Source organism: Roseococcus sp. (assembly GCF_965227005.1).
Lineage (GTDB): Bacteria > Pseudomonadota > Alphaproteobacteria > Acetobacterales > Acetobacteraceae > Roseococcus.
Map to the genome: position 1 here is coordinate 1 of NZ_CBDDFJ010000039.1, position 12,542 is coordinate 12,542.

The window sequence follows — 12,542 nt, forward strand, 5'->3', positions numbered from 1 at the left end:
CGCCTCGACGGTCAGGATCTCGCGCGAGCCCGCCTCGGCAGTGCGGCGCAGCAGCCCGAAGATGGAGGAGCAGGCGCGCGAAAGGGCCTCCTGCGCCGAGCCCGTCTTCATCCGGTGGAAGAGAAAGAGGGCCGCGATGGCATCGCCCGCGCCGTTCACGCTGATCGGCAGCTGCGGCGTCGTGACTTGGAAGAAGCGCCCGCCCTCGGCGGCCAGCATGCCCATGCCCTGGCCGCCCATCTCGGGCAGGATGAGGCTCGTCAGCAGCACGCAGCGCGGACCCATCGCCTGGAGCGCGGTGACGGCCGCCTTGGCCTCTTCCAGCGTGGTGATCCTGCGTCCCGTCAGCCATTCCAGTTCGAAGCGGTTGGGGGTGGCGATATCGGCCAGCGGCAAGGCGCGGTCGCGGAAGAAATCCGGGATGCCCGGGCGCACATACATCCCGCGATCGTCGTCGCCCAGCACCGGGTCGCAGCACCACAGGGCCGCGGGATTGGCCGCCTTCACCTGCGCGACGGCCTCCACGATGGCCTCGCCGATCTCCGCATCGCCCATATAGCCGGTCAGCACCGCGTCGCAGCGCGGCAGCGCGCCGCGCTCGGCGATGCCCTGGACGCAGTCGCGCACCAGCTGCGCGCCGAAGACCTGGCCGCGCCAGGCGCCGTAGCCGGTGTGGTTGCTGAACTGCACGGTGTTCACCGCCCAGACCTCGGCGCCGAGACGCTGCAGCGGAAACATCGCCGAGGCGTTGCCGACATGCCCGTAGGCGACCCAGGACTGAATCGAGAGGATGTTCATCGCGCCCGCAGCATGGCCGTGCGGAGAAGGCGCCGCAATCCGCCTTGCCGGGGCTTCGCGGGCGGGCGACCTTGCGGCCGGCCCCGTCGTCTCCGTGGGCGCGCAACATCAGGGCGGATCGATACAGGCATGCTCGCCAAGGACTTCGTGTTTCCGCTGTTCAGCGCGGTCATCGCGCTGCTTTGCCTGCAGGCTGCACGCCTGTCCTGGCGGTATGCCGTTCTCCATCGCGGCAAGCCGGACCGCCGCATCCTCGCCATGGCGGGGGTGGTGCTCATGGTCTCGCTCGGCGTCATGGACGTCGTGGGGGCGATGGTCGAGGTCATTTTCCGCCCCGGCGAGCAGGCCCGCCTGCTCGACTGGTTCTGGCTGGGCGCCGACATCCTGGTGCCGCTGTTCTTCCTGATGCTCATGCGCTCGCTGCGCCTGCGCGACGGGCTGGAAGCCCAGCTCGCGGCCGCGGCCGAGCATGATCCGCTGACCGGCCTGCCGAACCGCGCCGGCTTCGGCGCGCGGGCTCTCGCGGCCGTCCAGGCGAGCCGCCAACGCCGCGTCCCCGTGGTCGTCGCGCTGCTCGACATCGACCACTTCAAATCCATCAATGACGGCTGGGGGCATGCGGCCGGCGATGCGGCGCTGCGCGGCGTCGCCCAGGCCACGCGCCCGGCGATGCGCGAGCAGGACGTGCTGGGGCGGATCGGCGGCGAGGAATTCGCCATGATCCTGCCGGGTGTCGACCTGGAATCGGCCCTGCCGCTGGTGGAGCGCCTGCGGACCGCCATCCGCGAGGGCGTGCCGCATCCGGGCGCGCCCGATCGCCTGCTGACCCTCTCGGCCGGCCTCGCGACGATCGAGGGAGAGGGCGTGGCCGCACTCGAGGCCGCGATGCATCGCGCGGACGAGGCGCTCTACGCCGCCAAGGCCGCCGGACGGGACCGCGCTTTCGTCGCGGCCCTGGCGGCCTGAGGGCTAACTTCAGCCGCCCGCGAATTCCGCGCGGATGGACGCGGTATGCGCGCCCAGCGCCGGCACCGCGCCGTATTCCCGTGTCCCGTCACTGAAGCGCGCGGCGGGCGCCACGATCTCGACCGGACCCTTCTCGGTCGCCACCTGCATCCGCCGCAGCGCCTTGTGGCTCGACAGCCCGTGCACGTCGTTCACGAAGCCATAGGCCGTATTCGCCTTCGTCAGACGTTCGACGCAGTCCTGCCGGGTGAGCGAGCCGAAGACGCCGCCGATATGCGCGTCCACTTCCGGCCGGTTCGCCACGCGCTGCACGTTGAGCCGGAAGCCCTCGCGCGTGATGAGCTCCTTCTCCTGCAGGAAGTGCTCGGCGAAGAGCGCCCATTCGCGCTCGTTCTGGATGGAGATGAGGATCAGCGCGCCGTCCTTGGTCTCGAAGGCGCCATAGGGGCAGAGCGAGGGATGCGCGAGGCCGATGCGCTGCGGCTCCTTGCCCGTGCCCTCGAGGTAGAGCAGCGGCACGTTCATCCAGTCGGCCATGCCGTCGAAGAGGCTGACGCCGATGCCCTTGCCCTTGCCGGTGATGCCGCGCTCGATCAGCGCTTCCAGGATGGCGGCATGCGCGTTCATCCCGCAGGCGATGTCGCAGGCGGAGACGCCCACGCGCCCCGGTCCTTCCGGACGGCCGGTCACCGAGGCGAGGCCGCTCTCGGCCTGAACCAGCAGGTCATAGGCCTTCATGCTGGCGTATTCGCCGTCCTCGCCATAGCCGCTGATATCGACGGTGATGAGGCGCGGATGCTTCTCGCGCAGCTCCTTCGCGCCGAAGCCCGCGCGCCCCATGGCGCCGGGGGCGAGGTTCTGGATGAAGACGTCGGCCTTGGACAGCAGGCTCGCCAGCAGCGCCTTGTCGGCCGGATTCTTGATGTCGAGGCAGAGGCTTTCCTTGCCGCGATTCAGCCAGACGAAATAGGTCGAGAGGCCCTTGCAGGCGGCGTCGTAGCCGCGGGCGAAATCGCCCTCGGCGCGCTCGATCTTGATCACGCGCGCGCCGGCATCGGCCAGCTTCATGGAGCAGAGCGGCGCGGCCACGGCCTGTTCCATCGCCACGACGAGGAGGCCGGAAAGAGGTTTGTTCATCGGCGGGTGGGCCTTCCCTAAAGCGTTTCGTGTTTATCGGCGCAGCATGCCATCGCTGTCCCGAAGCGTTAAGCGCGCGCACTGGCCATCTCGCGTCGCATCGCGGAGGATCGCGCTTTCATCTCACAGGATTCTCGCATGATCACCCGCATCCCCGGCTCCATCGCCTCGCGCAGCAAGGGCGTCGTCCACAACGGCATCGTCACCACCGTCACGACCTCGCCCGACAAGTCCGACGACATGTACGTCCAGGTGAAGGGCGCGCTTGCCAGCATCGACAAGAACCTCGCCGAGGCCGGCAGCTCCAAGGCGAAGATCCTGACCGCGATCTGCTATTGCGCCGACATGTCCGCCAAGCCCGCGCTCAACAAGGCCTGGGACGAGTGGGTGGATGCGTCCAACCCGCCCATGCGCGCGGTGCTCGGCGTAGCGCTCGAGGGCAAGGACCTCATCGAGATCATCTGCACCGCGACCGTCTGACCGGCCGGCGGCGGGCATGCCCGCCGCCATCCACCGGCCTCAGTAGCTGCGCGGCATGCCGAGCACGTGCTCGCCGAGATAGCTGAGGATCAGGTTCGTGCTGATCGGCGCCACCTGGTAGAGCCGCGCCTCGCGGAACTTGCGCTCCACGTCGTATTCCTCGGCGAAGCCGAAGCCGCCATGGGTCTGCACGCAGGCCTCGGCCGCCGCCCAGGCCGCATCGGCCGCGAGCATCTTGGCGGTGTTCGCCTCCTCGCCGCAGGGCAGGCCGGCCTCGAACTTCTCGAGCCCCTTGTGCAGCAGCGCCTCGGCCGCGCGCATCTGCGCATAGGCCTTGGCGATGGGGAACTGCACGCCCTGGTTCTGGCCGATCGGCCGGCCGAAGAGCACGCGCTCCTTGGCATAGGCGACGGACTTCTGCGTGAACCACTTGGCGTCGCCGATGCTCTCGGAGGCGATGAGCAGGCGCTCGGCGTTCATGCCGTCCAGGATGTAGCGGAAGCCCTTGCCCTCGACGCCCACGAGGTTCTCGGCGGGGACCTCCATGTTGTCGAAGAAGACCTCGCAGGAATTGTGATTCATCATCGTGCGGATCGGGCGGATGGTGAGGCCCTTGCCCAGCACCGTGCGCATGTCGACGATGAAGGTCGAAAGCCCCTCGGTCTTCTTCGCGACCTGGTCCTTCGGCGTGGTGCGGGCCAGCAGGAGCATCAGGTCGGAATGCTCGGCGCGGCTGGTCCAGATCTTCTGGCCGTTCACGATGTACTTGTCGCCCTGCTTCACGGCTGTGGTGCGCAGGTTGGTCGTGTCCGTGCCGCTGGTCGGCTCGGTCACGCCGAAGGCCTGCAGGCGCAGCGAGCCGTCGGCGATGCCGGGCAGGTAGCGGTTCTTCTGCTCGGGCGAGCCGTGCTTGAGGATGGTGCCCATGATGTACATCTGCGCGTGGCAGGCCGCACCGTTGCAGCCCTCCGCGTGGACGGTCTCCAGGATCGCCGAGGCGGCCGAGAGGCCCAGGCCCGCGCCGCCGAACTCCTCGGGGATGAGCGCGCCCAGATAGCCCGCCTCGGTCAGCGCCGTGACGAATTCGGTGGGGTAGCCGCGCCGGGCGTCGAGCTCGCGCCAGTACTCGCCGGGGAAGCGGGCGCAGAGCTTGCGCACCTCCTCGCGAATCTCGGCATGCGGGTCGGCATTGATGATCGCGTCCATGGGAACCTTCGTCGTGACACTGGCGTGGGGATTGTTGCGCGGGAACCTGCTCCCGGCCAGCCATCGAGCAAAATACAATTCCTGCCAAGCACCTATGCCGGATTTGTATCGGTTCCCAGCAGTTGTCCGTCCCAGATGCCCTCGCGGACCATGTCGCCGACCTCCTGGCGGAGCACCTGCTCGAAGCGGCGCACCGCGTTCGAGGCCTGGCGACCGAGCGGCTGGGCGATGACGAGCTTGCGCGACAGATGCGGATCGATGATGGGCGCCGCGCCCAGCAGCCCGGCCGCAACCTCCGCATGCACGGAAGCGAGGGGCAGGATCGTGGAGCCGAGGCCGCGCTGCACCAGCCCCTTCAGCACCTGCAGCGCATCCGCCTCGACGGTGATCTGGAGCTCGATGCCATGGGCGCGCGCCTCGCGCTCGATGAGGCGGCGCAGCCCGTGCTGCGGGCCGGGCAGGACCAGCTTTTCGCGCGCGACCTCGGCGAAGGGAATGGCGTGGTGCGGCGCCGGCGAGGCGCCGGGCGGCGTCACCAGGCAGAGGCTCTCCACCAGCAGGGGAGAGAGGCGCATGCTGGCATTCGCCTCGGTGCCGTAGACGACCGCGATGTCCACCTCGCCGGCATGCAGCCAGTCCAGCAGATAGCCGCTGAAGGCCGGGACGGCGCGCAGCGTGACTTCGGGATGGAGCGCCATGAAGCGCTCGATGAGGCGCGTGGCGAGGATGTCGCCGACCGTGGGTGGCATGCCGAAGACCACGCGTCCCCGCACGGCGCCGGCCTCCTGGTTGAGATCGGCCCGCGTCTCCTCGAGCTGGCGCAGGATATTTCCCGCGCGTGTCCGAAGCAGCTCTCCCGCGGCGGTCAGCGCCATGCCGCGGCCATGGCGGTCGAAGAGGGGCAGCTTCAGCTCCTCCTCCAGCATGCGGATCTGCCGGGAGAGCGCGGGCTGGGCGATGCGCAACCGGTCCGAGGCCTTACTGAGGCTGCCGAGATCGGCGACCTGGATGAAGGTGTTGAGCTGCCGCAGATCCATGGAATCCATATAAATCCGGCATAGCTTATTCTTCAACCTTGTATTTCCGGCAAGTCGGCTTCGCGCCTAGCTTCCGCGCCATCCCATCTAGGCAAGGACTGATGACCACCACCGAAACCATCTCCTGGCGCGAGGAGGTCTTCGCCGTGCTGAAGGCCGCCGGCGTGAAGCACGTCGTCTACGTGCCCGATGCCGGGCATTCGACGGCGATCCGCCTCGCCGAGGCCGATCCCGACATCAAGGCGGTCGTCCTCACGACCGAGGAGGAGGGCATTGGCTACCTCGCCGGCGCCTGGCTCGGCGGCGAGCGCGGCGCGCTGCTCATGCAGTCGAGCGGCGTGGGCAATTGCATCAACACCCTGGCCCTGCCGGCCGTCGCGCGCTTCCCGCTGCTGATGGTGGTGACGATGCGCGGCGACTGGGCCGAGTTCAACAACTGGCAGAACCCGATGGGCCAGGCGACGGAAGCCGCGCTGAAGCTCATGGGCGTGATGACCTGGCGCGCGGACAAGCCCGAGGATGTCGGCCCGCTGCTGCGCGGCGCGGCCACCATGGCCTTCGATGGCGATGGGTCCTGCGCGCTGCTGCTCGGGCAGCGGCTGATCGGCGAGAAGGAGTGGGTGAAGTGAGCGCGGGCGGACATCTCGACCGGCGACAGGTTGTCGCCGAACTGCTGCGCGATCGCGGCGACCTGGTGGTGGTGACGGGCCTCGGCTCGCCCTCCTACGACGTGATGGCGGCGGGCGACCACGACCTCAACTACTACCTCTGGGCCGCCATGGGCAGCTCGGGGATGGTCGGCCTCGGCATCGCCGCGGCGCAGCCGGAGCGGCCGGTGCTGGTGATCACCGGCGATGGCGAGCAGCTCATGGGCCTGGGCTCGCTGGCGACGATCTCGCTGCGGCGGCCGCGCAACCTCTCCATCGTGGTGCTCGACAACGGGCATTTCGGCGAGACGGGGATGCAGCCGAGCCATGCGGGCCAGGGGATCGAGCTCGCGGCCGTGGCCGCCGCCTGCGGCTTCCCGGTGACGGAGACGATCACCGAGGCTTCGTCCATCGCGGGGCTGCGCCAGCGCATCCATGCGCGCGAGGCGCTGTCCTTCACGACCGTGAAGATCGCGGCCCAGGAAGCGCCCCGGGCCTTGCCGCCGCGCGACGGCGTTCAGGTGAAGAACCGCTTCCGCGCGGCGCTGGGCCTGCCGACGTCCTGAAGCGGCGTCAGGCGGCGGGCGCGGCCGGGTTCGCGACGGCGCTGTCCACCTGCCGGTCGAGATGGGCCACCAGCTCGGCCGGCAGCTTCAGCCGATGGGCCAGGGCCTGCAGGTAGGCCTGTTCCGACGGGTCGTCGGGATCCACCGCCAGGCGCGAGACCAGGTAGAGCTCGCTGGCCTGTTCCGGGGTCGAGGCGGCCGCCGCGACCTCCGTGACGCCGATCGGCGCCTCGATCGTGTCGAAGACGAAGGCCTTGGCCTCCGCATCGAGCCCGGCGGCCTCGACCTGGGCGAAGATGCGGCGCCGTTCCTCGGCGTCGATATGTCCATCGGCCCGTGCGGCGCCGATCATCGCGCGGATGAGCGCGAGCTCGAAGGCCTCGCCGGTCGCGGCGGGCGCCGCGCCGGGCAGGAAGCGGGCGTCCACGGCCGCCGCATCCGCCAGGGTGGCCGGAGGGGCGGCCGCCGGTGCGCGGCCGGCCTGCCAGTTCTGGAAGGCACGGTCGGCCAGGGCGCCGAGCAGCGCCGCGCCGCCATGGCTCATGAGCCCGCCGCCCTTCTTGCGGCCGGTGAAGAGGGAGATGAGCCCGCCGGCCGCCGCAGCGCCGACAAGCCCCCCCATGCCGCCTTGGCCCAGGACCTGCTTGGCGGCATCCGCCACGCCTCCGAAGGCCGCCGGGTTGGTCCAGGGCGAGGAGGCTGGTTGCCCCGCAGCCGGGCGGGCATTGGAGCCCAGGAAGCGGTCGAGAAGGGCTTGCGCGTCGATCATGCCCGATAGATCGGGGTGGCGGGCGCGCGCGACAAGATGACCGAAAATTTATGTTGCGCGCCCGACGCCCTCAGTCGGCCTGCACCTGATTCTCGCGCACGACCTGGCTCCACAGCGCGATCTGGCGGTCGAGGAAGGGCCGCAGCACCTCCGGCCCGCCCAGCACGAGACGCGCTTGCTGGCTTTCGGTCATGGTGCGGTTCACTCTTTCGTCGCGGAAGCTTTCCTGCAGCGCGGTCGTCATGCGCTGCTGCATCGCGGCCGGCGTGCCATGCGGTGCGAAGACGCCCCACCAGGCTTCCGCCTCCAGGCCCGGGAAGCCGCTTTCGACGGCGGTGGGCACCTCGCTCAGGCCGGGCAGCCGCTCGGGCCCGAATTGCACGACAGGACGGAGATTGCCCGCGGCGATCTGCGGCGCGACCAGGGCCGCGCTGCCGATCATCATCTCGACATGGCCGGCGACGGTGTCGTTCACGGCGAGCCCGCCGCCGCGATAGGGCAGATGCGCGATGCGGATGCCCGTGCGGGCGGCCAGCATCACCATGGTCAGGTGGCCGAGCGTGCCGTTGCCGGTGCTGCCGTAGTTGACGGCATCCGGCCGGGCCTTTGCGGCGGCCACGATGTCGGCGAGGCTGCGATAGGGCTTGTCGGGCCGCACCGCGATCACATAGGGCGCGCCGCCGATGAGCAGCACGGGATCGAGATCGCCGGTCAGGTTGAAGGGCAGGTTGGGCAGCAGAGCGGGCAGGGTCGCGTGGCTGTCGAAGGTGAGCAGCCAGGTGTTGCCGTCGGGCCGCGCCCCCGCGACCGCGCCCGTGCCGAGCGAGCCCGCCGCGCCGCTGCGGTTCTCGACCACCACCGGCACGCCCAGGCGCTGCGTCAGGCCGGGCGAGGCGATGCGCGCCACGGCGTCGGTGCTGCCGCCGGCCGCGAAGGGCACGACGATGCGGATGGGGCCGGAGGGCCAACTCTGCGCGCGCGCCAGCGAGGGCGCGACCCCAAGGGCCAGCATGGGCGCGGACAGGGCCGCGCGGCGTGAGAGGGTCATTGTGATGTCCTTGGTCGTTCCCTGGACGCGACCCTAGCGGCGCCGGCCACAGCCCGCCACTCCCGCTCGTCAGCCCGTCAGCAGGTGCCTGGCGATCTGGTCGACCGGCAACCCGGTGAGGCTCTTGGCGACCTCGCCGGAGATCACGCCGCGAACGGACGGGCTCAGCTTGCCCCGCAAGACGCCGAGCGCGCCGGGGGGCGCCACCAGCAGAAGGTTCTTCATCTCCTTCTCGCGCACCACCTGGTCGAGCGCGTCCGCGATGCGGGTGAGGGAAAGCCTCCTCGGCCTGCTCGCGCAGATCGGTCTCGGTGGTGGCGCTGCGCGCGCCGCCGGGGGCATGGGTGCGGCCGGGACGGTCGGTGCCCAGCTCGCGAGTGGGGATGGCCGGTTCGTCGAAGGCCGCGACCGTCACGAGCCGTGGCTGGAGCGCGTCGCCCTCATTGTGAAGCATCAGCGCCTTGGCGCCGTCGCAGACCAGGACAAAGATCCGCGCGGGCAGGGGATGGGCCTTCATGCGACGTCTCCGAAAGGGGTGTCGCAGTTAACCCCCCGGCGGCCCCAAGGGTTGCCCGGCATGGCTCCCCCGAGACCGGGGGCTTCGCCGAGATCAGGGCTTCGGCACGATCGGCGCGAGGACGTCCACGGAATCGCGGATGGCGGCGGTGCGGCCCATGGCGCGCAGGTCGATGCGCGTCTCGGCGAGGCCGCCGGCCACCAGGGCCGCCCTCACGGCCCGCGCCCGAACCAGCGACAGGCGGCGTGTGGTGGAAAGGTCGTCGCCCTCGCTGACCTCGGCGATGAGCGTGATCCGCCCCTCGGTTCCCGCGCTCAGGGCCGCGCCGATTCGGGCGAGGACCACGCGCTGGGGCGCTTCGAGCACCTCGCCCCCGTGCGGGAATTCAACGCGCCAGGCACCGGGCTCGAGCAGGGCGATGCCGCGGGGCAGGGGGATATTGGGCAAGGGCGGCAAAGGCGGCAGAGGGGCGGAAGTGGCGCCCGGCGCCTGAGCCCAGGCCGCTCCCGGGGCCAGAAGCCCCGGGAGCAGGAAGGCGGTCGTCAGAAGGACGCGGCGGCGCATCAGCCCGCCACGGAGCGGCCCTTGGCCGCCGCGGCCAGGCTTTCCACCACCACGTCGCGCAGCTTGCCCTGAAGGTGCTGGTTGCCGGCGACGATATTGCACTGGGCATAGGGATCGCCGCCGTCGGGCGCCGTCACGATGCCGCCGGCCTCGCGCACCAGGATGAGCCCGGCCGCGATGTCCCACTTGTTCAGCACCAGCTCCCAATAGCCGTCGTAGCGGCCGGCCGCGACCCAGGCGAGGTCGAGCGCGGCCGCGCCGAAGCGGCGGATGCCCGAGACCTGGGGCATCAGTCGCACCAGCGCATGGGCGAACTCCGCCTTCTTCGGCGTGGCGGCGAAGGGAATGCCGGTGGCGAAGAGGGCGGTGTTCATCTCGCGGCGGGCGGAGACGCGCATCCGCTTGTCGTTGAGGAAGGTGCCCATGCCCTTCTCGGCCCAGAAGAGCTCGTCCGAGGCGGGGTTGTAGACGACACCGGCCACGATCTCCGACTTGTCGTCGGCGAGGCGCTTCTCGATGCCCACGCTGATGCACCAGTGCGGGATGCCGTGCAGGAAATTGGTGGTGCCGTCGAGCGGATCCACCACCCACCGCCACTCCCAGTCGGCATCGCCCGAGCTGCCGCTTTCCTCCATGAGGAAGGCGAAGTTCGGACGCGCCTTGCCGAGATCCTCGCGGAGCGTCTGCTCGGCGCGGAGGTCGGCCTGGCTGACGAAGTCGCCCGGGCCCTTCATCGAGACCTGGAGCTGCTCGACCTCGGAGAAGTCGCGCAGCAGGCGGCGGCCGACCTTGCGGACGGCCGAGACCACGACGTTCAGCGCAGGGGAAAGGCGGGGAGAGGAACCGGACATATCTATAAACCCTTGGGGATCAGCCCTTGGCCCGCTCCACGTAGGAGGCGTCCTCGGTGCGGACCACGATGCGCTCGCCGGTCGTGATGAAGGGGGGCACCATGGTCTTGATGCCGTTCACGAGGAGGGCCGGCTTGTAGGAGGAGGAGGCGGTCTGCCCCTTCACCACCGGGTCGGCCTCGGCGATCTCGAGGGTCACGAGCTCGGGCAGGTCCATGGCCACCGGGTCGCCCTCGATGAGGCGGACGTTCACGGTCATGTTTTCCTGCAGGAAGGGCAGGCGGTCGCCGAGAATCGTGTTGGGAACCTGGGTCTGCTCGAAGGTTTCCGGGTCCATGAGGACCAGCATCTCGCCCTCGGGATAGGAGTAGGTGAACTCCTTGTCCTCGGTCGTCAGGCGCTCGACCACGTCGGCCGTGCGCCAGCGCTGGTCCTTCTTGGACCCGGTCTTGATGTTGCGCATGTCGACCTGGATGATCGCATTGCCCTTGCCAGGGATCATGATGTTCTGGCGGATGATCGTGTAGCGCTGGCCTTCGAATTCGATGACCATGCCCGCGCGCATCTGATTGGCCTGCATCTTCGCCATGGGCGTGGCACCTGTATTTCTGTGGGTTTAGCTGAGGCGGGAGGGCTTACACGCCGGGGCGGCTATCGGCAACTGTCCATGGACAGACGGCCTTTCCAAGGCCGGGCGCCGGGACACGCCCAGGCTGCGGCAGATCGCGGGAGCTTTGCCGCGGAATGAGCTCAGGAGAAGTGCTGGATTTCGGCGGTGTCGGGGTTTGTCGTGCCGTATTGCGGCATGAGGGTGTGCTCGAACCAAACGTGGAAATCGCTTAGGTCCTCGAAGTGATATTGACCATAATTCGGATCGAAGAAGTTCACCGTCGGTGTCGTCACCTGGGCTGCCACGGCATGGCCCCATCCCGGTTGCTGATCGGTCGCGGTCATCGAGAAGCCGAAGAAGACGAACCCGTCGGTACTCGTGACCTCCGACGCGATTTGCTTGGCCGACGCGCCCTGCAGCAGCGTCAGGTTGCCCGTCGCCCTAAGTTTCGTGCTCCCGCTCCCATCGCCCAGACCATCCAGCTTCGCGATGCGATCCCTGGCCCAGTTCATGTTGAGGCTGCGGCTTTTCTGGGGAAGATCAAAGATCTTCTGCTGCTGTACCATGACCCGAATGATGTCATCCATCTCCTTCCCCATTTTCGGGCCCGGTTGCCCATGGGTGGTGGAGGCGTTACTGGGAGGACCGAGCCATGTAGCGAAGTCGTCACCGTTCGCTGACTTGATGACCCAGAAGATCGAAAGGCCTTGGCAGGCACCGTTGGAAGATATCTTCTTGATTTTCCAGCGTGCGTCATAAGACTGCCGGTAGTCGAAGACCTGGGATGGTGGTATCGGCACGCGAGAAATGGGAATATATGGAGTGGGTATTTTTCCACTCTGCCAGTCAGACATGAATTCTCCTCCGGAAATTATTTTATTTGCTTGAGGGGCGTAAAAAACTGATCAATTCCCGTGCATGCAGTCGATGATCAGGCTGACAGAATGTCAAGTTTTTTCCGGGCTCGTGAGGGCGCCGATCATTTTCGGGCTGCGGGGGGTTGCAGCACCGCGAGCACAAAGCTAGGAACCGCCCCGCCAGCTGTTGTAGCTCAGTGGTAGAGCACTCCCTTGGTAAGGGAGAGGTCGGGGGTTCAATCCCCCCCAACAGCACCAGCCTCCTCAGCCCTGACAGGGCCGGGATTCATCGGCAGGACGAGAACCCCGACGGGCCTCACCCATTACATTCAAAGGTCAGCCGCCGTCTCAGGCGGCCGCACCGTCCGTCTTCCAGAGATGCTTGGCCGATGGGAATCGGTGGAGTTCTTCGCCATGCCCGCCACACGCCGCCGGTCGTGGTGCGGGCGCCGTGCGTGCGGGTGAACGGGAGCGCCTGCCGCGCGGCGA

15 protein-coding genes, 1 tRNA gene and 1 pseudogene are annotated in these 12,542 nt (G+C 68.7%); 5 read left to right on the forward strand and 12 right to left on the reverse strand.

All coding sequences use genetic code 11. The features are described from left to right. A partial coding sequence (gene pdxY / locus ACO057_RS22375; protein ID WP_421995680.1) for a pyridoxal kinase PdxY occupies positions 1–798 on the reverse strand: 798 nt, incomplete at its 3' end. 129 nt (positions 799–927) lie between these two features. Between pdxY and ACO057_RS22380 the strand changes: the two genes are divergently transcribed. After that, positions 928–1,764 carry a GGDEF domain-containing protein gene (locus ACO057_RS22380; RefSeq protein ID WP_421995682.1) on the forward strand — a complete coding sequence of 279 codons (837 nt, stop codon included), beginning with the start codon at positions 928–930 and terminating at the stop codon, positions 1,762–1,764. 9 nt (positions 1,765–1,773) lie between these two features. Here ACO057_RS22380 and ACO057_RS22385 read toward each other — a convergent pair whose 3' ends face one another. Next, the gene (locus ACO057_RS22385) at positions 1,774–2,901 is read right to left on the reverse strand and encodes a CaiB/BaiF CoA transferase family protein (RefSeq protein WP_421995684.1); all 1,128 of its coding nucleotides are present in this window, start codon (positions 2,899–2,901) and stop codon (positions 1,774–1,776) included. Between the two features lie 138 nt (positions 2,902–3,039). Between ACO057_RS22385 and ACO057_RS22390 the strand changes: the two genes are divergently transcribed. Then, on the forward strand, positions 3,040–3,381 hold the full coding sequence (locus ACO057_RS22390) for a Rid family hydrolase (RefSeq protein WP_421995686.1): 342 nt from the start codon (positions 3,040–3,042) through the stop codon (positions 3,379–3,381). A gap of 39 nt (positions 3,382–3,420) precedes the next feature. Here the strand turns inward: ACO057_RS22390 and ACO057_RS22395 are convergent, their stop codons facing one another. Beyond that, positions 3,421–4,587: an acyl-CoA dehydrogenase family protein gene (locus ACO057_RS22395; protein ID WP_421995688.1), complete on the reverse strand. Its 1,167-nt coding sequence runs from the start codon at positions 4,585–4,587 to the stop codon at positions 3,421–3,423. A 92-nt stretch (positions 4,588–4,679) separates the two neighbouring features. Further along, positions 4,680–5,633 (reverse strand): LysR substrate-binding domain-containing protein, encoded by a 954-nt coding sequence (locus ACO057_RS22400; RefSeq protein ID WP_421995690.1) that lies wholly within the window; start codon positions 5,631–5,633, stop codon positions 4,680–4,682. A gap of 92 nt (positions 5,634–5,725) precedes the next feature. Here ACO057_RS22400 and ACO057_RS22405 point away from each other — a divergent pair, with 92 nt between their 5' ends. Both ACO057_RS22405 and ACO057_RS22410 read left to right on the forward strand, forming a co-directional pair. Next, the gene (locus ACO057_RS22405; protein ID WP_421995692.1) at positions 5,726–6,253 is read left to right on the forward strand and encodes a thiamine pyrophosphate-binding protein; all 528 of its coding nucleotides are present in this window, start codon (positions 5,726–5,728) and stop codon (positions 6,251–6,253) included. After that, positions 6,250–6,837, forward strand: a complete 588-nt coding sequence (locus tag ACO057_RS22410; protein WP_421995694.1) for a thiamine pyrophosphate-dependent enzyme — start codon at positions 6,250–6,252, stop codon at positions 6,835–6,837. Before ACO057_RS22405 ends, ACO057_RS22410 begins: the two co-directional genes overlap by 4 nt. Before the next feature lie 7 nt (positions 6,838–6,844). Here ACO057_RS22410 and ACO057_RS22415 read toward each other — a convergent pair whose 3' ends face one another. The 8 genes and pseudogenes from ACO057_RS22415 to ACO057_RS22450 form a co-directional block, all read right to left on the reverse strand. Beyond that, positions 6,845–7,606 (reverse strand): tellurite resistance TerB family protein, encoded by a 762-nt coding sequence (locus ACO057_RS22415; RefSeq protein ID WP_421995696.1) that lies wholly within the window; start codon positions 7,604–7,606, stop codon positions 6,845–6,847. Positions 7,607–7,676: 70 nt separating this feature from the next. Then, positions 7,677–8,654, reverse strand: coding sequence for a Bug family tripartite tricarboxylate transporter substrate binding protein (locus ACO057_RS22420; RefSeq protein WP_421995698.1), 978 nt, complete (start codon positions 8,652–8,654; stop codon positions 7,677–7,679). A 69-nt stretch (positions 8,655–8,723) separates the two neighbouring features. Continuing rightward, on the reverse strand, positions 8,724–8,996 hold the full coding sequence (locus ACO057_RS22425; RefSeq protein WP_421995700.1) for a host attachment protein: 273 nt from the start codon (positions 8,994–8,996) through the stop codon (positions 8,724–8,726). After that, positions 8,941–9,171: pseudogene (locus ACO057_RS22430) on the reverse strand (host attachment protein); the annotation flags it as partial. The gene ACO057_RS22425 and the pseudogene ACO057_RS22430, both read right to left, overlap by 56 nt. Positions 9,172–9,264: 93 nt before the next feature. Further along, the gene (locus ACO057_RS22435; protein ID WP_421995702.1) at positions 9,265–9,735 is read right to left on the reverse strand and encodes a hypothetical protein; all 471 of its coding nucleotides are present in this window, start codon (positions 9,733–9,735) and stop codon (positions 9,265–9,267) included. After that, on the reverse strand, positions 9,735–10,586 hold the full coding sequence (locus ACO057_RS22440) for an inositol monophosphatase family protein (protein ID WP_421995704.1): 852 nt from the start codon (positions 10,584–10,586) through the stop codon (positions 9,735–9,737). The genes ACO057_RS22435 and ACO057_RS22440 overlap by 1 nt, the downstream gene beginning before the upstream one ends. A 19-nt stretch (positions 10,587–10,605) precedes the next feature. Continuing rightward, positions 10,606–11,175, reverse strand: a complete 570-nt coding sequence (gene efp, locus ACO057_RS22445; protein WP_421995706.1) for an elongation factor P — start codon at positions 11,173–11,175, stop codon at positions 10,606–10,608. A 161-nt stretch (positions 11,176–11,336) separates the two neighbouring features. Next, on the reverse strand, positions 11,337–12,050 hold the full coding sequence (locus ACO057_RS22450) for a YopT-type cysteine protease domain-containing protein (RefSeq protein WP_421995708.1): 714 nt from the start codon (positions 12,048–12,050) through the stop codon (positions 11,337–11,339). A 186-nt stretch (positions 12,051–12,236) separates the two neighbouring features. Here ACO057_RS22450 and ACO057_RS22455 point away from each other — a divergent pair. Then, positions 12,237–12,311 (forward strand) — tRNA-Thr (locus ACO057_RS22455). Positions 12,312–12,542 lie beyond the last annotated feature (231 nt).